At 60.6% G+C, this 18,418-nt stretch carries 15 protein-coding genes and 1 pseudogene; 7 read left to right on the forward strand and 9 right to left on the reverse strand.

What is annotated here, in order from left to right:
- Window positions 1-14: 14 nt before the first annotated feature.
- The 6 genes from sufC to BQ7477_RS06435 all read left to right on the forward strand — a co-directional run bounded on the left by sufC (window position 15) and on the right by BQ7477_RS06435 (window position 7,252).
- Window positions 15-767 (forward strand): Fe-S cluster assembly ATPase SufC, encoded by a 753-nt coding sequence (gene sufC / locus BQ7477_RS06410; protein WP_073983242.1) that lies wholly within the window; start codon window positions 15-17, stop codon window positions 765-767.
- 5 nt (window positions 768-772) lie between these two features.
- The gene (locus BQ7477_RS06415) at window positions 773-2,050 is read left to right on the forward strand and encodes a SufS family cysteine desulfurase (protein ID WP_073983243.1); all 1,278 of its coding nucleotides are present in this window, start codon (window positions 773-775) and stop codon (window positions 2,048-2,050) included.
- A 39-nt stretch (window positions 2,051-2,089) separates the two neighbouring features.
- Complete coding sequence (gene sufU, locus BQ7477_RS06420; RefSeq protein ID WP_073983244.1) at window positions 2,090-2,563, forward strand: Fe-S cluster assembly sulfur transfer protein SufU; 474 nt, start codon at window positions 2,090-2,092, stop codon at window positions 2,561-2,563.
- 13 nt (window positions 2,564-2,576) lie between these two features.
- A complete protein-coding gene (locus BQ7477_RS06425; RefSeq protein ID WP_073983245.1) occupies window positions 2,577-3,011 on the forward strand; it encodes a metal-sulfur cluster assembly factor in 435 nt (144 codons plus the stop codon).
- 186 nt (window positions 3,012-3,197) lie between these two features.
- A complete protein-coding gene (locus BQ7477_RS06430; protein ID WP_073983549.1) occupies window positions 3,198-6,479 on the forward strand; it encodes a helicase-related protein in 3,282 nt (1,093 codons plus the stop codon).
- Entirely contained in the window at window positions 6,476-7,252 is a 777-nt protein-coding gene (locus BQ7477_RS06435; protein ID WP_073983246.1) for a DUF4391 domain-containing protein, read from the forward strand. Before BQ7477_RS06430 ends, BQ7477_RS06435 begins: the two co-directional genes overlap by 4 nt.
- A 7-nt stretch (window positions 7,253-7,259) precedes the next feature.
- Here the strand turns inward: BQ7477_RS06435 and BQ7477_RS11075 are convergent.
- The 4 genes and pseudogenes from BQ7477_RS11075 to BQ7477_RS06460 all read right to left on the reverse strand — a co-directional run bounded on the left by BQ7477_RS11075 (window position 7,260) and on the right by BQ7477_RS06460 (window position 11,884).
- Window positions 7,260-8,908: pseudogene (locus tag BQ7477_RS11075) on the reverse strand (AMP-binding protein).
- Window positions 8,909-8,960: 52 nt separating this feature from the next.
- A complete protein-coding gene (ypfJ, locus tag BQ7477_RS06450; protein ID WP_073983248.1) occupies window positions 8,961-9,857 on the reverse strand; it encodes a KPN_02809 family neutral zinc metallopeptidase in 897 nt (298 codons plus the stop codon).
- 15 nt (window positions 9,858-9,872) lie between these two features.
- Window positions 9,873-11,198: a tRNA guanosine(34) transglycosylase Tgt gene (gene tgt / locus BQ7477_RS06455; RefSeq protein ID WP_073983249.1), complete on the reverse strand. Its 1,326-nt coding sequence runs from the start codon at window positions 11,196-11,198 to the stop codon at window positions 9,873-9,875.
- Window positions 11,195-11,884 carry a queuosine precursor transporter gene (locus tag BQ7477_RS06460; protein WP_073983250.1) on the reverse strand — a complete coding sequence of 230 codons (690 nt, stop codon included), beginning with the start codon at window positions 11,882-11,884 and terminating at the stop codon, window positions 11,195-11,197. Before BQ7477_RS06460 ends, tgt begins: the two co-directional genes overlap by 4 nt.
- Before the next feature lie 141 nt (window positions 11,885-12,025).
- Here BQ7477_RS06460 and BQ7477_RS06465 point away from each other — a divergent pair, with 141 nt between their 5' ends.
- Complete coding sequence (locus BQ7477_RS06465) at window positions 12,026-13,639, forward strand: ABC-F family ATP-binding cassette domain-containing protein (protein ID WP_073983251.1); 1,614 nt, start codon at window positions 12,026-12,028, stop codon at window positions 13,637-13,639.
- 119 nt (window positions 13,640-13,758) lie between these two features.
- Here BQ7477_RS06465 and BQ7477_RS06470 read toward each other — a convergent pair whose 3' ends face one another.
- From BQ7477_RS06470 to BQ7477_RS06490, 5 genes are all read right to left on the reverse strand, one after another.
- Window positions 13,759-14,559, reverse strand: a complete 801-nt coding sequence (locus tag BQ7477_RS06470; RefSeq protein WP_073983252.1) for an amino acid ABC transporter ATP-binding protein — start codon at window positions 14,557-14,559, stop codon at window positions 13,759-13,761.
- Window positions 14,556-15,518 carry an amino acid ABC transporter permease gene (locus BQ7477_RS06475; protein ID WP_073983253.1) on the reverse strand — a complete coding sequence of 321 codons (963 nt, stop codon included), beginning with the start codon at window positions 15,516-15,518 and terminating at the stop codon, window positions 14,556-14,558. The genes BQ7477_RS06470 and BQ7477_RS06475 overlap by 4 nt, the downstream gene beginning before the upstream one ends.
- A gap of 7 nt (window positions 15,519-15,525) precedes the next feature.
- Complete coding sequence (locus BQ7477_RS06480; protein WP_073983254.1) at window positions 15,526-16,473, reverse strand: ABC transporter substrate-binding protein; 948 nt, start codon at window positions 16,471-16,473, stop codon at window positions 15,526-15,528.
- 99 nt (window positions 16,474-16,572) lie between these two features.
- Entirely contained in the window at window positions 16,573-17,508 is a 936-nt protein-coding gene (locus tag BQ7477_RS06485) for an ABC transporter substrate-binding protein (protein WP_073983255.1), read from the reverse strand.
- Between the two features lie 144 nt (window positions 17,509-17,652).
- Window positions 17,653-18,345 (reverse strand): DUF4191 domain-containing protein, encoded by a 693-nt coding sequence (locus BQ7477_RS06490; protein WP_073983256.1) that lies wholly within the window; start codon window positions 18,343-18,345, stop codon window positions 17,653-17,655.
- Between the last annotated feature and the right edge of the window lie 73 nt (window positions 18,346-18,418).

Consider the following 18,418-nt stretch of genomic DNA (forward strand, 5'->3'; position numbering starts at 1 on the left):
TGTAAGGAATACACATGTCCACTCTGCGTATTAAGGATCTGCACGTTTCGGTAGAGACTGCCGAGGGTCCCAAGGAGATCCTCAAAGGCGTCAACCTTACGATCAACTCTGGCGAAATCCACGCCATCATGGGTCCTAACGGTTCCGGCAAGTCCACCATGGCCTACGCGCTGGCCGGTCACCCCGCCTACGAGATCACGTCGGGTGAAGCGTGGCTCGACGACCAGCTCATCACCGAGATGAGCGTCGACGAGCGCGCCAAGGCCGGTCTTTTCCTAGCCATGCAGTACCCCGTCGAGGTCGCAGGCGTGTCTGTCTCTAACTTCTTGCGCACCGCCAAGACCGCCATCGATGGTCAGGCTCCCGCTCTGCGCTCGTGGGTTAAGGAGATGAAGACGTCCATGGAAAACCTGCGCATGGACCCCGACTTTGCTGAGCGAGACGTCAACGTTGGCTTCTCCGGCGGTGAGAAGAAGCGCCTGGAAATCCTCCAGATGGAGCTTCTGAAGCCTTCCTTTGCCGTCCTTGATGAGACGGATTCCGGCCTCGACGTCGACGCGCTGCGCATCGTCTCCGAGGGCGTCAACCGCGTCCACGGCCAGACGGGCTGCGGCGTCATGCTCATCACGCACTACACCCGTATCCTGCGCTACATCAAGCCGAGCCACGTCCACGTGTTCGTTGATGGCCACGTCGCCGCCCAGGGCGGCCCCGAGCTGGCCGACGAGCTCGAGGAAAACGGCTACGACAAGTATCTGGGACTCTGATACCCGTGCCCACGGATTTCACCGCCGCCGAGCTCGACGCGATCCGATCGGACTTCCCGATTCTGGGCCGCGTCGGGCGCGGCGGCGCGCCCATCGCGTACCTCGACGCGTCGGCGACCTCGCAAAAGCCCGAGGCCGTCATCAGTGCCGAGGCCGACTTCTACCGACGGTCCAACGGTGCGGTCCACAGGGGCACGCACCTGCTGGGCGATGAGGCGACCGACGCCTTCGAAAGCGCGAGGGGCACCCTGGCCTCGTTCGTGGGCGCGCGCCCGGACGAGATCGTGTGGACGAAAAACGCCACCGAGGCCATCAACCTGGTCGCCCTGTCGATGGGCAACGCGTCCCAGGGCTTGGGCGGTGCACAGGCCGCGCCCATGCGCGTGGGGCGCGGCGACCGCATCGTGTGCACGCGGGCCGAGCACCACGCGAACATCGTTCCGTGGCAGCAGCTGTGCCAGCGCACGGGGGCCGAGCTCGCCTGGCTCGACCTGACCCCCGACGGGCGCATCGACCTTGACACCTTATCGGTCATCACCCCGAACACGAGGCTCGTCGCCTTCACACACGTCTCCAACGTGACCGGCGCCGTCTCGCCGGTCCCCGAGATCACGGCCGCCGCTCGCGCGGTGGGAGCGCTCATCCTGCTGGACACCTGCCAGTCGAGCTCTCACATGTCCCTCGACCTGTCCGCCCTCGACGTGGACTTCGCGGTGTTCTCTTCCCATAAGATGCTCGGCCCAACGGGCGCGGGCGCCCTGTGGGGGCGGCGCTCGCTCCTGGAGGCGATGCCCCCCGTCCTGACCGGCGGCTCCATGATCGAGTGGGTCACCATGGAGTCCTCTACGTTCATGGCGCCGCCCGAACGCTTCGAGGTCGGCTCCCAGCCCGTCGCGCAGATCGTCGCGTGGTCCGAGGCGCTGCGGTACATGTCGGCACTCGACATGACCCGCGTCGAGGCCCACGAGCACGCACTCACGCGCCTCATGCTGGAGGGCATCTCCTCGATCGAGGGCATCACGGTCTTGGGACCCGACACAGCCGCGGGTCGTATCGGGGTCGTGGCCTTCGCGGTTGACGGCGTGCATCCGCATGATGTTGGCCAGTTCATGGACTCCGTGGATGTCGCCGTGCGCGTTGGGCACCACTGTGCGATCCCGCTGCACTCGTTTTTCCAGGTCCGGTCTTCGGCACGAGCATCGGTGGCTCCGACCACCACGCCGGAGGAGATCGAGCGTCTGGTGGACGGCCTGTCGAAGGTGCGGGCCTTCTTCGGTCGGTAGGATCATTGATGGTTGTCGGATTTTTGAGGAAAGGTAGCTATGGGCAGTCTCGAGCAGTTGTATCAGCAGGTGATCTTGGACCATGCGCGCGAGAAGCATGGGGAGGGTGACCCTTCCGGTCAGGATGCGTCCTCGCACCAGGTCAATCCGACGTGCGGCGACGAGGTAACCTTGGGCGTCACGCTGGATGGTGACCATCTCGCCTCCCTGCGGTGGGACGGTGACGGCTGCTCGATTTCGAGGGCGTCGCTGTCTATGATGACGGACTTAACCCAGGGTAAGAGCACCGAGGAGATCAGTCGACTCTATCGGGACATGGAGGTCATGATGCATTCGCGGAACCTGGGCGTCGACGATGACATTCTCGACGAGCTGGGTGACGCGGCCGCCTTGGAGTCGACCTCCCAGTTCGCAAACCGCGTCAAGTGTGCGTTGCTGGGTTGGTATGCGTTGCGTGACGCGATGGCCAAGTCCGGTATTGATATTTCCGCAGCGGGCGAAACCGCCGAGTAGTAAAGGAATAGCTATGAGTAACCCGATGGCTCAGTCCGAGCCGGTCGAGCAGCGTTTCGCTGTCCCTGCCTCGAACGAGGCCGTGGATGCTGGCGTGCCCACCCGACAGATTGATGGCACTGACGTCGTTGAGTTGGGGACCTTGGCCGCTGAGAACGTCTTGGAGGCCCTGAAGGATGTCATTGATCCCGAGCTGGGCATCAACATCGTTGACCTGGGCCTCGTGTACGGAGTTGTCATTGGTGCCGAGAATCAGGTTCGTCTTGACATGACGCTGACGTCGGCAGCTTGCCCGCTGACGGATGTCATTGAGCGCCAGGCTCACTCGATCCTCTCGGGCGTCACCGACGAGGTCCAGATCAACTGGGTGTGGATGCCACCGTGGGGTCCTGATCGCATTACTCCGGACGGACGTGAGCAGCTTCGCGCGATCGGATTTAACGTCTAAGACGTGATTCGTGCATGCTGTCCCCGGAGCCACACGGTTCCGGGGACACATGTTTGTTGTCGTACGTGAGTGCGCCACATAGTTCCTTTTCGCCTCTGTGGGGGCCTTCGGCGTCGTGCGTTCCCATCCTTGTACTGTTCCGGTAACCTAGTGTGAGGTATGGCATGGAGGAGAGGAGTCGTGCTCGTGGAAATACTCGATAATACCGAGGGCAGATGCCTGGGGGATTCTCTGCGTGCCAGCCTCGACGACGACGCAAAACTGTCGATCATCAGCGCGCACTTTAGCCTGTTCGCCTTTGGTGAGCTGCGCGAGGAACTTGAACGCGTCGACTCTGTGCGTTTTTTGTTCAATGAGCCGACTTTTATTCAAGAAATGAGAGGGGGTATGGACGCCCCGGAACCCGACATCGCGCGACGAAAACAGGGCGAGAGAGAGAAAGCACTCGCTGATTCGGACTTGGAACTCACGCTGCACAACAAGCTGAACCAGCGTGGTCTCGCACGGGCATGCGCGCGCTGGCTCCGCGAGAAGGTAACGTTACGCTCCGTGCGGCGTGAGCACATGTTCCAGTATCAGCCGAGTTACGTCATCGAAGGCTCGCGTGTGAGTCCCCACTTGTTTGCGGGGCTTGGAGCCAGCTTCACCCTCGAAGGGCTAGGAGTTGAGCGCCGTCCTGAGACACTCACGATGATCAGCCATGGCGCGGGGGATGAGGCCAGTGAACAGGTCGCATTCCTCATGAAACATTTTGAGGACGTGTGGGCGAACGATGCGATGACCTGCGACGTGACTGAACAGGTCGCTTCGCAGGTGGAGGCACTTCACGCGGACAATGCCCCTGAATTCATCTATTTCTTGACTCTCTACCACATCTTCCGGCATTTCCTTCAGGATGCTCTGGACCATAATCCGCGTGAAGATACGGGTTTTTTCGAGTCGGTGATTTGGGGCAAGCTCTACGATTTTCAGAAGGACGCCGTTATCGGCGCGATTCGTAAGCTGGAGAAGTATAACGGCTGTATCATCGCCGACAGTGTCGGCCTTGGGAAGACCTTCGAGGCGCTCGCCGTTATCAAGTACTATCAGCAGCTCAACAAGAATGTGCTGGTGCTGTGCCCGAAGCGCCTGCGGGAAAATTGGATGCTGTGGACGCATGGAGGCGACGAACGTAACCCCTTGGCTGCTGATCGCCTAACCTACACGGTGCTCAACCATACGGACCTGACGCGCCGGGGAGGTAAGAGCGGAGACATCGACCTCGAACACCTGCGGTGGGGGACCTTCGATCTGCTTGTCATCGATGAGAGCCACAATTTCCGCAATAAGAGTTCGAACGCGAAACGCACGGATCGCTACACGCGTCTCATGAACGACGTGATCCGGGCCAATGGGCGCACCAAGGTCCTCATGCTATCGGCGACTCCGATCAACAACCGTCTCACAGATCTGCGCAACCAGATCGAACTCATCACGGAGGGACGCGACGACTACCTCGAGAAGACCGACGGCATCGCTTCCATCGATGCGGTCATGCGCCTGGCGCAAAAGCGCTTCAATCTGTGGAGCTCGCAGGCGCATGGACGACACACGACGCAGAGCTTTGCCGAGTACGTCAACGCGGACTATTTCAGGCTCCTCGATGCGCTGACAATCGCGCGAAGCCGCAAGCACGTAGCGAAATACTACGGCAGAGCGACGGGGACATTTCCTGCGCGCCTCGCTCCACGTAATGTCCAGGAACCCATTGATCGCGATGATGCGCTGCCTCCTATTGGGGATCTTTACGACATGATCGGTGAGTTGACCTTCGCCCAGTATCAGCTTCTATCCTACGTGCGTGAGGATGTGAGAGCTGTCTACGAGGCCGACTACCAGGAGGGGTTCGGCAACGACTTTGGCAGTGAGCTGCATCGCACGAATGCGGTCGCGCAGCTCATGGGAGTTAACCTGCTCAAGCGTTTGGAGTCCTCCGTCCATGCCTTCCACCAGACGCTGAGCCGCGTGCGTAAGTCCTGCGCTGACATTCTGGGCCGACTTGCGGCTCTTGATGCCTGCCAAACCGATGACTCCGGCGACCGCGGCGTAGTGGGATACGGAATCGACGGGCTCGACGACGGACTTGACGATCGGGATGCCGAGATGTTTGAGGTCGGAGCCAAGATTCGCGTGAACTTGCGTGATGTGGATCGTGAGGCTCTCGCCGTTGATCTCACCCACGACATTGAGATCCTCGATGAACTAATCGGTTATGCCAGCGCAGTGACTCCCGATCGGGATGCCAAGCTTGACGCTTTACGGTGCTTGATCGCACAGAAAACCGGAGTGGGTCAGATCAATACGGGTAACAAGAAGGTACTTGTCTTCAGCGCCTTCGCTGACACCGTCACCTACCTGTATGACCAGTTGGCGCCGAGTCTACGAAAGGCTTATGGCCTCACGTGCGCGCAGGTGACGGGAACACGTAATCGCGTTGTCGGCACGTACCAGACGCGAGGCGGCTTTGAGGGTATCCTCGGACGTTTTTCGCCACGCTCGAAGGAAACCACCGCGCTTGCGGAACGTGAAGGTGACATTGACATCATCTTTGCTACGGATTGCATCTCTGAGGGGCAGAACTTGCAGGACTGCGATTGCGTGGTCAATTATGACGTTCACTGGAACCCGGTTCGCATCGTTCAGCGTTTCGGTCGTGTCGACCGCCTCGGTTCGACGAATGAGCGTATCCAGATGGTAATCTTCTGGCCGGACATGGACCTCGAGTCCTACATCAAGCTTGAGTCGCGTGTCAAGGCACGCATGGCGTTGGGGGATGCGAGTGCCTCCGGCGAAGAAAACCTACTCACCCCGTCGGAGGACATGAACGACCTGGAGTATCGCTCAGATCAGTTGCGGGCGCTGCGCAGCGAAACCCTCGACTTGGAGGATATGCGGCGAGGAATCTCTATCACGGACTTCGCGTTGGACGACTACCGAATCGAGTTGGAGCGCTACATGAGCGCGAATCCGGGCAAACTGGAAAGCACGGCGACAGGACTGCACGCGGTCGTGCCGATCCCGGATGAACTACGCGATCAGGTGAGTCCGGGTGTGATCTTCTGCCTTGAACAGCGTCATAGCAACGCAGATGCCAGCGGTGCACCTGTGTCGCCTTGTCTCATCTACGTGCCACAGGATGCGCGATGCGCACGTATGCTGTCCCACCCGACACACTCGTTGGACCTGCTCAGGCAGCTGTGCGAGGGGAAGCAGGAACCATTTGCTGCCCTGTGTGCGCGATTCAACCGCGTCACACGCGATGGCGAGGACATGAGCGAATACTCGGCGCTGCTCACCAGGGCGGTCGCTGCAGCTATCGGTCGGGGAGAAGAAACATCCCTCGAATCACTGTTTACACCGGGAGTTATTGCCCAGGGAGCATCGTCAGAAGGGGACTTTACCCTGGTGAGCTTTGTGGTGCTCCAATGAGTCCCCTTGACTGGCAATCGATACTGGCCTTGCCCCCTGCTGTGCGCCGCTTCGAGCGCCCCATTCCTCCGTGCGTGCTACTGCGCGAGGCGAACCTGACGTGTACGCAGCAACATGGATTGGACAAGGTATCAGACCTGATGCTTCTGGGGGTTGTACAGGAGTCCACGACTTGCATTCCTGCGACAGTGGCGAATGATCGTCGTGTCGATGCGGTGTTGTTCTTGCGCGCATCCCTCGGTCGTACGCGGGCGTTAGAGTCGAGTGCCGCTCTTGTGCACGGGTGCTTTCCGCATCCATCAGTTCTGATCCAGGAGAACGCCCGTGGCGACGTCAGTCTGTCGGCTGCGCTCACGTCACGCCGTACGCGGGCGATGGGACTACGCATCGATCGCATGGAGTCGGACTGCCGTATCGGTTCTTGGCGGCGCACGGAACAGGGGAAGAGGTTCCTTTCCTCGCTAGCATTTGATGCTCTCGATCAGCGCTCGCTGGCGCTACTGGCCGAGGACATCATGGCGCGAATTCGCCTGGCGCGTGTCGCACGTCTTGTTGGCTTCTATCCCGATCCGACCGTTTGCCGGACGCCGGATGTGGTGGCGCTCATAGAGCGGGTGTTCGAGTTCCAGAGCAAGGAAAACCAACTGCGTGCGACGTGGAAGGCGCACGGCACTTCGCAGCGTGAACGTCTGCGTCTACGGATTCCCCTCGGCGAGGCCATTGGCCACAAGCGCGCGGCCATCGATGAGCTTTCGAGGCGTTGGCGCGGTTAAGGTTGGCTTAGCGTCCGATCCTCTCGCGCACGATCTGGGCGACCTTGCGGCGCAGAATCTTACCCATCTGATTGCGCGGTAGCTCAGCGATGAAGACGATCTGGCGGGGGAGGGCGTAGTGGGCGATGGATTTCTCAGCCCACTCACGAACCTGCTCGAGGGTGAGGCGCTGTGCCCCCTCCTCCATAATGATGGCTGCGGTCACCTCTTCGGTCGCGTCGGCGACGGGCACGCCCACGACAGCGACGTCCGCGACGCCCGGCAGTGAACGAATCGCGTCTTCGACCTGCGAAGGGTAGACGTTGAAGCCGCCCGAGAGAATCAGTTCCTTCTTACGGTCAGCCATGGAGATGAAGCCGTCTCGGTTGACTCCGACGTCGCCGGTTTTGAACCATCCTTCTGAGGTGAACACGCGTGCGCTCTCCTCGGGCGCGTTCAGGTACCCCTCGAAGACCTGCGGTCCGCGCACGATGATTTCGCCGGGCGTGCCGTCCTCGACATCGCGGGTGTCGTCCTCAAGGGAGACCAGGCGAAGCTGCGTGGAGGGGAAAGGAACGCCTAACACGCCGTGACGGCGCTTGTCAGACAGAGGAGCACCTGTGAGAACGGGCGCGGTCTCGGACAGGCCGTAGCCTTCGACGATTGTGCCGCCGGTTGTTGCTTCCCATTCCTCGGCCAGCGTGGTGGACAACGGCATAGCACCCGCGACCGAGTACCGGATCGTTGAGATGTCAGTACCGCTTGTTATCGCCCGGGCAAGGATACGCTCAAACATGGGAGGGACGCCCACGAAGAATGTGACGGGGCGACGCTTGTGCGCGTCGAGTGCCATCTGCGCGTCGAACTTGGGGAGGAGCACCTGGGTAGCCGCTTTGCGTACGGCCGCGCACAGGAAAAACGTGAGGCCAAAAGCGTGGAAGTAGGGCAGCAGGGAGAAGAATGTCTCGGCCCCCTCGTGCAGCTTCCACACCCAGAATATGCACTGGTTGACGTTGGCGCCGATGTTGCGGTGTGTTAGCGGCGCGGATTTAGGGACGCCATTCGTTCCTGACGTGTGCNCCCGCTGGCTCCCGCCGCTCAGATCGACGGACAGATCATGCGTCACGGTGGCCGGGTCGCCATTGTGTGGGAAAAGTGTGTAGATGCTTTCCCCCTGGATCGCCTCGATTGCGTTTTCACGGTGGACATTTCGTACGGCATGCCGTACGAAATGTCCACCGTGAAAACGCAATCGAGGCGATCCAGGGGGAAAGCATCTACACACTTTTCCCACACAATGGCGACCCGGCCACCGTGACGCATGATCTGTCCGTCGATCTGAGCGGCGGGAGCCAGCGGGTTATGTTGGGCTGCTACCGCACCGATGCGCATGCACGCATAAAATGCTACAAAAGCCTGCGGACAGTTCGGTAGCGCGATCGCAACTGTGTCCCCCGCGCGAACCCCGGCCTCGTGAAGGACACGTGCGGCGCGCAGGACCTGATCACGCACCTGGGCGTAGGTCGTTGTCGCCCCGAAGTAATCGAGAGCAACGCGTTGGGGATACAGGCGAGCGGTCGTTTCGAGGAGTTCGTAGAGGCACGTGTCGGGCACGGGCACCTCGTAGGGCACTGAGTCGTAGAAGTCGTGCGCTTGTTCAACGATGCTGCGTGTCATGACGTCCTCTCGTGATCGGCCTCAACAATTGTAGCGACCGGCACGGGCGCGCTCACACGCGAGAGGCGCTCCAGGTGTCGCACGTCGCAATATCGCCGGAATCCAGGCCCTTGCGTAGCCATGTTGCGCGCTGGTTCGCGCTGCCGTGCGTCCACGACTCGGGGTTGGTTGTGCCCTGGTATTTGGTTTGCAGGCGGTCATCACCGATAGCCTCAGCCGTGCGCAACGCACCGTCAATCTGTTCGGTCGTCGGCGTCTGAAGATAGGGCGTGCCCGTCGCCGGATCGGGAGTCGTAGACGCCCAGTGCATCCAGACACCCGCATAGCAGTCCGCCTGTAACTCGGAGCGTACGCCTGCACCTTGCTCGCCCGTCTCGCGTGTGTCGTACGTGCGGAAGATGCCCTGAAGGTTCTGAATGTGATGCCCCCACTCGTGGGCAACCACGTACTCCTGAGCGAGCACGGAATCCGACGCCCCATACTGGGTGACCATGTCGGTAAAGAAACCGATGTCAAGGTACACGGTTGAATCGCCGGGACAGTAGAAAGGACCGACTGCGCTCGTCGCGGATCCGCACGCCGTGGACACCGAGTCCGAGAAGATTTGGAAATCTGGGGGTTCATAGGCAGTGCCAGTGTTCTGTTCCTCCAGCTGTTCTTTCCACACCTCATCCAAGGACTGTGCTGTGGCAACCATGCGACACTCGACGCGAGCATTCGCATCCGCCCCCGTGCGACACGTCGAAACATCAACTGAGGAACCGGACGTGGTTGAGGAGGACGTGGGGGAGGAGATCAGGCTCGTTAAGTCGATCCCAGTAAAATACGAGAAACCCACGATCAGTAGGACAGCCAGGAATGAGCCTCCGCCCGCGCCGGCAGCCTTGCGGCCAATCCCCGACGTTCTCACACGCGAAGGATCCAAGTGAATATTGTCGTTGAAGCTCATCGGTGCTCCTTGCTGTCAGGGTCGGCGACCGGCCTGGTAGCGGCCGAGCATGTCGGAACGGAACTCCTCGAAGCAACCGTCCTCAATGGAAGCACGGATGGCGTCCACGAGGCGCAGCGTGAACCACTCGTTGTGGATCGTGGCCAGCGTCGAGGACAGGATTTCCTTCGCCTTGAAGAGGTGGTGCACGTAGGCACGCGTGTAGTGCGTGCACGTGTAGCATTCACAGCCCTCAACGAGCGGTTTGAAGTCGCGTTTGAAGCGCGCATTCGTGATGTTGAACCGGCCGTCGGGGGTGTAGATCGCCGCATTACGTGCCACGCGCGACGGGTTCACGCAGTCGAAGGTGTCTGCGCCAGCCGCGACGCCAGCGAAAAGATCCTCGGGTTCGGAGATACCCAACAGATGGCGGGGGCGATTCTCGCCCAGCTCTTCGCACACCCACGAGACGATCGTGCCGAGATTCTCCTTCTCGAGCGCTCCGCCGACGCCGAAGCCGTCGAAGCGCTGCCCGTCCACCTCCATGTCAGCCATGGTGCGGGCTGCCTGGCGGCGTAGGTCTTCCCACTGAGCTCCCTGAATGACACCCCACAGTTGCTGATAGGGCTTGTCTGAACGTGCTTGTGTCAGCTGCTTGTGTTCGGCTAAACATCGCGCGGCCCACGCATGAGTGCGCTCGAGCGAGTCAACCTGGTAGGAACGAGGGTGCAACAGGGAGGTGAGCTCGTCAAAAGCGAACATGATGTCGGCGCCCAGCTGGTGCTGAATACCCATCGACACCTCGGGGTTAAAACGGTGCTTCGTGCCATCAATGTGGCTGGAGAAGACCACGCCGTCGTCATCTACGACAGCGTTCGAGGCCTTGATTGCCTGCATCTGGACGGCCGGGTCACTCGGATCGGCCTGGCCAGAAAACTCCTGCGAAAGAACCTTTTTGAAGCCCGCACCCAGGGACAAAACCTGGAAACCGCCCGAATCCGTGTATGTGGGTCCCGACCAGTTCATGAAAGAAGCGAAGCCGCCCGCTTCGTCGACAATGCCTGAGCCCGGCTGAAGGTAGAGATGATAGGCGTTGGCCAGGACTGCCTGCGCGCCGAGGCTGCGAACCATCTCGGGAGTAAGTGCTTTGACGTTTGCCTTCGTGCCCACGGGAATGAAAGCGGGGGTACGGATCGTGCCATGCGCTGTGTGGATGATGCCGGTGCGACCCAGGCCACGCTCAGCACCCAGGCGGACCCCGACCTCGAACCCCCTGTCGGGGAAGCACGCCCCAGACGAGGCCGTGGTGTCGAAGGGTGCGATCTGCTCTGGAGAGGGAGAGGAGAGCCAGTTAGTATTCATCGATCAAACACCTCATCGTTCTTCAAGCCTTCCACGCGGCGGATCGTGGCAATCACAGGATAGGTCAGCGGTAGCAGGACGACTTCGAGGAGCACCTTATAGAAGTAGCCGGTGACCGTATAGTTAACGAAGTTACCGAGCGTCATTTGCCCGTAGAACAGGATCGTGCAGAACAGGATCGTATCCGCAGCCTCACCGACGATCGTCGAACCGATCAGACGTGCCCACAAATGCTTGGTACCCCAGCGACGACGAATCCACACGAGCACGTAAGAGTTCAGAAGTTGACCAGCCAGGTAGCCAACAAGCGAGGCAACGACCGCGCGCCATACAACGCCTAAGACTGCAGCGAATGCCTCCTGGTTCTCGTAGTCCGGTGCCGGAGGCAGATATTGGACAATGAAGAAGGTCAGTGACGCTAGGAACGAGGCCACGAATCCCATGATGATGACCCGCCGCGCACGGGCAAAACCGTAGACCTCCGACAGCACATCGCCAATGATGTACGTCAAAGGGAAGAGGATAGCGCCCCCATCGAAAATCAAATAGTAAGTGGATGAACCCACCATAAACGCCTTCGTTGCGGCGATATTGGAAATGAGCAGCAGTGCAACGAAAGCGACAGAAATGATGTCGAGGGCGCGCGCGGGGCGCGCCGATCCAGACGGGACCGGGCTATCTGACATGTGAAAAGTCCTCACAATGAGAAAACGGAATGGTTATGTGCACCACCCATTGTGCCCGTAAATCGCGCTATGTGGCGTCGCGGGGGGAGCGACGGGGCGGGTTGATTCGCCCACAGCGATGCCTCCCTCTACTCTTGGAGCGTGATCAACGTCCAGGATTTCTCGCTGCGAATCGGTGCCCGCGAACTCGTTAACCATGCCAGCTTCCGTATTGACAAAGGAATGTGCATCGGCCTCGTCGGTCGTAACGGTGCCGGTAAAACCACGACGATGCGCCTGCTCGCCGGCGAAGCCGACCGCGGGGGAGCGGCCGAATACACCGGTACTATCACGTCCAACGGCACCATCGGCTACCTCGCTCAGGACACGCACGTCGGCGACCCTGATATGAAGGCGCGCGATCGCATCATCTCCGTGCGCGGCATCGACTCGATCATCGCGCGTATCCGCAAGGCAGAGCACGAGATGTCCACGACCGAGGGTGCCCGCCAGCAGCGTGCCATGGAACGCTACGTCAAACTCGACCAGCAGTTCACCAACTCCGGCGGGTGGGCCGCCAACGCTGAGGCAGCCCAAATCGCTCACTCCCTCGGCCTCGAAGATCGCGTGCTCGACCAGACCCTGGACACTCTCTCGGGTGGACAGCGTCGCCGCGTCGAACTCGCCCGCGTGCTCTTCTCCAACGCCGACGTCCTCCTCCTCGACGAGCCCACCAACCACCTCGACCACGACTCCATCGTGTGGCTGCGCGACTGGATCAAGACCTTCCCCGGCGGCGTCATGATCATCTCCCACGACGTCAAGCTGCTGGGCGACACCGTCAATCAGGTGTTTTACCTGGACGCCAACCGCGCCCACGTCGACATCTACCATCTCGGCTGGGCCGCCTACCTCAAGCAGCGCGAGGAAGACGAGCGCCGCCGCCGCAAGGAACGTGCCAACGCCCTGAAGAAGGCCGAGCACCTCAAGGCCCAGGGCGAAAAGATGAGGGCCAAGGCCACCAAGGCCGTCGCCGCCCAGCAGATGCTGCGCCGCGCTGAAGAACTCTTCGCCCAGGCGGGACGGGAGATCGTGCAGGAAAAGGTCGCGCGCTTGCGCTTCCCCGACCCCGCTCCCTCCGGTCGCGTTCCCCTCACCGCCGAAGGCCTGTCCAAGTCCTACGGCTCCCTCGAAGTCTTCACCGGCGTCGACCTGGCTATCGACCGCGGATCCAAAGTCGTCGTCCTCGGCCTCAACGGCGCCGGAAAGACCACTCTGCTGCGCCTCCTGTCCGGCATCGAAAAACCCGACTCCGGCCGGGTCGTCCCCGGTCACGGCCTCAAGATCGGCTACTACGCGCAGGAACATGAAACACTCGACGACACGCGAACCATCCGCGAAAACATGGCAGACGCCGCCCCCACGCTCGACGACACGCACGTGCGCAACATCCTCGGACAATTTCTCTTCCAGGGAGACGACGTCGACAAGCCCGTCTGTGTCCTCTCCGGCGGCGAAAAGACGCGCCTCGCCCTGGCCACCCTCGTTGTTTCCGGCGCCAACGTCCTGTTGCTCGACGAACCCACCAACAACCTCGACCCCGCCTCACGAGAAGAAATCCTCGCCGCTCTGCGCGACTACGAAGGTGCCGTCATCCTCGTCACCCACGACCCCGGCGCCGTCACCGCGCTCAACCCGCAGCGCGTCCTCCTCCTGCCCGACGCCGACGAAGATCTCTGGGACGACAGCTACCTCGACCTCGTTACCCTCACCTGACCGGGCGAGCCACCCGCCCGCGCGCTCCGCACGAGACGGTCGCGCCCACACTGCCCGAAGACACACACGACGAGGCCGGGACTGGAGAACACCAGCCCCGGCCTCGTTCGTCAGATGAATCAGAGAACCTTAGAGAAAAACTCCTTGGTACGATCCTCCTGCGGATTGTCGATCACGTCAGCGGGGGAACCCGCCTCAACGATTACTCCGCCGTCCATAAAGAGAACCTGATCGGCAACCTCGCGGGCAAAACCGATCTCGTGTGTGACGACGGCCATGGTCATGCCCGACGCCGCCAAGTCCTGCATGACCTGCAGGACCTCGCCCACCAGCTCTGGGTCAAGCGCGGAGGTCGGCTCATCAAAGAGCATGATTTCCGGCTCCATCGCCAGCGCGCGGGCAATCGCCACACGCTGCTGCTGCCCGCCCGAGAGTTCTGCAGGATAGTGATCCGCGCGATCCGCCAGCCCCACTCGATCAAGGAGCTCCAGGGCCTGAACGCGAGCTTCCTTCTTCGAACGCTTCAGCACCTGGACAGGAGCTTCCATCACGTTCTCCAGAGCTGTCATGTGCGGGAACAGGTTGAAGCGCTGAAACACCATGCCGATGCGGGAACGCTGCGCGGCGATCTCCTTGTCGTGGCGTTCAAAGAGCACGCCGTTCGCATACTCTCGATAGCCCAACAGTTCGCCATCGATGTATACGCGTCCCGCGCTGATACCCTCCAGCATATTTAGGCACCGCAACAGGGTCGATTTACCCGACCCCGAGGGACCCAAAATGACACAGACCTCGCCCTGGGCAATGTCCAGGTCAACGCCGCGTAGCACGTGCAAATCGCCGAAAAACTTATGGACTCCGCGCACGCTGACCATGGGCACAGCGTCTTGCGCCGTCGCCTCCACAACCGTATCTGTCATGGTGTCACATCCAAAAACTTGTGGGTGATCGATGTCTTCTTGTCCTCATTCCCCGACGCATTCTCCGTGTTCGAGGCATAAGTCCCGGCATTGTCGCGGCGCTCGAAGCCCTTGCCGAAGTGCTTCTCGATCATTGACTGGATCACCATCAGCAGGCTCGTGATGACCAGATACCAAATCGCAGCCGCAATGAGGAGCGGGACCGGCGCAAAAGTCGCCTGGCCGCGTTGACGCGCGATGAAGGTGAGTTCAAGCGTGAAGGGAATCGCCGACACCAGCGAGGTGGTCTTGAGCATCGAGATGGTCTCGTTGCCGATCGGTGGGACGATGACGCGCATCGCCTGCGGCAGGATGATTCTGCGGAAGATCGTCGCCCTCGGCATACCCAAGGCCGTCGCGGCCTCCCACTGTCCCTTCGAAACGCTCAGCAGACCCGCTCGCATAATCTCGGCCAGGTATGCGCCCTCGTTGAGTCCCAGACCTAGGAAGGCCATCCAGAAGGGCGTAAAGTAGGTTGCCGTGTCGAAGCTGACCTCCCAACCCAGCAGCGAGCCGAGGAACGGCACCCCAACGGACAGTGACGGGTAGAGCGTGGGCAGCAGCGACCAGAAAATGAGCTGCGTGTAGATAGGCGTCCCACGGAAGAACCAAATGTAAGCCATGGCCACCCAGCGCAGGACCGGGTTAACCGACTGGCGCATGATCGCCATCGTGATCGCCAGGACTGTGCCGACCGTCATCGCGAGGACCGTCAGGATGATCGTGAAGGCGACGCCCTGCATGATCGAGACGGAGAATAGCCACTGGAAGACAACGTTCCATTGGAAGTTGGGATTCGTCATCAGTGCATGGATGGCCATTGCCGCGAAGACCGCGACAACGAATGCGCTCACCCACCTCCCCGGCCGGGGGACGGGTTTAGCGTCGAGTAGTTCGACGCCGTCTTTGATGTGTGCCATGAGTGCCTCAGTCGGTGGTTGCGGGATTGAGTTCCGCCGTCGTCAGGGCGGCTTCCTTCGCGCCGTAGGTGTCGAGGATGTCGGCCAGGTAGCCATTGTCCATTAGGTACTGCATGGCTTTCTGGACGGCTTCGCTCAGCTGCGCGTCGTTCTTGTTGACGGCCACGCCCTGGGGCGCGGACTCGACGACGTCGCCGACCTGCTCGATCTGGCCATTCGATAGTGTCGCCGTGTACCCGATGACGGTGGAGTCGGCGAAGGTCGCGTCGTACTGGCCGCCGATCACCTTGGTGGTGATGTCTGTTTGCAGGTCGTGCGGCATGATCGTGATTTTGTCCAAACCGCTGGCCACGCACTTTTCGGACAATTCGGTTGCGTAGTCTTCCTGCGCGGTGCCGGTCTGGACGCCGATGGTCGTGCCGCATGGGTTGGCGGGGTCAAAGTTCTTGGGGTTTCCCTTGGCGACGCCGTAGGCAGAGCCGACCTCGACGTAGGAGATCAGGTTGGCCTGCTCCTCGCGCTCGGAGGTGATCGTGAAGGAGGAGATGCCCACGTCAAACTTGGTGCCCAAGGCCGGGATGATCGTCGGGAATTCAGCGTGGCTGGTGGTCCCCTCCTTCAGGCCCATGACTTTGGCGAGAGCGCGGTTAATGTCCACGTCGTAGCCCTGGGGAGTCTGGGAGTCATCTCCGAGGAATTCTGCGGGCGCGTAGTCCGCCGAGGCTCCGTTGCGCAGGGTGCCTCGCGTCTTGACCTCATCGGGCACCAGGGCAGCGATCTCGTCGACCGTTGGGATCGACGAGACGTCGTACGAGGTCGTGGCCGCGCTTGCGTCAGTCGCGTTGGCCCCGGTGGTCGATCCGTTGGACGACGTGTTCGGGTCCGCGCACGCTGCCAGGGGGAGTGCGGCTGCGGTTGCGAGAGCGATGAGGACGTGTGCCTTCGTGATGGTCATGATGTGCCTTCCGATGGGGTGGGACGTTGTGCCCCTGCATTGCTTCCATTATGCGCCGATATGCACATGAGTGCATATTATGCGTTGAGTGTCACGTGATTAGTTAACCGTTGGGTTGAGTTCAGCCGTGGTCAGTGCGGCATCCTGTGCGCCGTAGGACGCCAAGATGTCCGCCAGGTAGCCGTTATCCATGAGGTATTGCATGGCAGCCTGGATTGCCTGGGTGAGTTCCTCGTCGTCCTTGTTGATCGCGACGCCCTGGGGCGCAGATTCGAAGGTCTCTCCGAGTTGGACGATCTTGCCCTCCGACTGGGCGCTCGTATAGCCGATGACGGTGGAATCGGCCAAGGTCGCGTCATACTGTCCACTGATAATCTTCGTAGCAATATCTGTCTGCAGCTCGTGCGGCATGACGCTGATCTTCTCCTTACCGTCGGCGACGCACTGGGTCGACAATTCCTCAGCGTATGTTTCCTGCGCGGTGCCAGTCTGGACGGCGATCGTCGTGCCGCAGGGATTTGACGTGTCGAAATTCTTGGGGTTTCCTTGTGCAACACCCCATGCCGATCCGACATTGAGGTAGGAGACCATGTTGACCTGCTGCTCGCGTTCGGGGGTGATGGTGAAGGAGGAGATGCCGACATCAAACTTGGTGCCCAGTGCGGGGATGATCGTCGGGAACTCGGAGTGCTTCGTTGTTCCCTCCTTCAGACCCATGACCTTGGCGAGCGCTTTGTTGATGTCCACGTCGTAGCCGATTGGAGTCTGTCCGTCGGAGGCCATGTATTCGGCCGGTGCATATCCTGTTGAGGCACCGTTGCGCAATGTGTCCCGCTTCTTAATGTCCTCGGGAACCATTGCGGCGATTTCGTCGACCGTGGGGATCGAAGAAATATCGTAGGAGGATGTGGAGGTCGAATCGGTGGAATGACTCTGTGCGCTGTTCGTCGTGTTTGTCGCTGGGTCGGTACAAGCGGTCAGCGTGATCGCTGCTGTAGCGGCTGTCATGGCTGCGAAAATCTTCGTCGTGTGCATGGTTATGTTCCTCGGTATCTGTATTGCGGGTCCTTGTCGATAATGAATATGCAAACAGATGCATACTATGCATGTCGAGGGGGTCTCATATCCTGGATGCACAAGTGGGCGAGCACATCGTGCTCGCCCACTTGACTATGTGACTCAGTGCCCGCGCAATGCTCTCCTCGAGGCTCGCGCGCGAAGCGGATCGATTCCCTTTGGAATAGGTGGCTCGTTCGAACGCAGTGCGTTGATGCGCGCAGATACCTGGGGAACCTCCTCGGCAGTGAGAACATTCTTCAACTTACGCAGTTCACTTCGCAGGTCCTTCAGAGCAACCTGCCCCTCCTCGCGACCCACCTGAATCTGGTGGACGGGAACGTTACGCATGATTTTAGTGACGCGCTTAGCCTCAGTGGACAGGAGTGGACGCACGTGGGAAGCCGAACCCTCAGAGATAAGAACGATGCCGGGACGACCGACGATGCGCCACACGAGGTCTTGTTCGCGCGTAACTGCAACGGGCTGTTCGGGGATGATCCAACCACGCTGGATCTGTGAGAGTGCCACTTTGACGGCGCCCGCCGTCTCCTCGACCTGGGCAAAGAGTGCACGGCGAGCCAGGAAACTCAGGATGGCGAGTGCTGCGGTGATGGACCCCAGGATGCCGATGATGAGCCAGCCAATCCAGGAGGTGTTCGTCAGGAATGCCACCAGGACAAACAGGGCGATGACGAGCGCGGCTGTGCCTAGGAGGATCCAGGGCAGTGCCGGATACGTGCGTGCGGTCAGTCGATACGCGTCAAGGACGTTCTGATAGAAGCGTCTCTTGGCGGGGGGATTCTTTTCACTCATAGCGTCACTATTCTACGTGTATACACCCAGAGAACGTCCATGCATCCGACTGGGCACTATGTGAAATGAGTTG

It is taken from the genome of Actinomyces bouchesdurhonensis (assembly GCF_900128465.1).
In the GTDB taxonomy this organism is placed as follows: domain Bacteria; phylum Actinomycetota; class Actinomycetes; order Actinomycetales; family Actinomycetaceae; genus Pauljensenia; species Pauljensenia bouchesdurhonensis.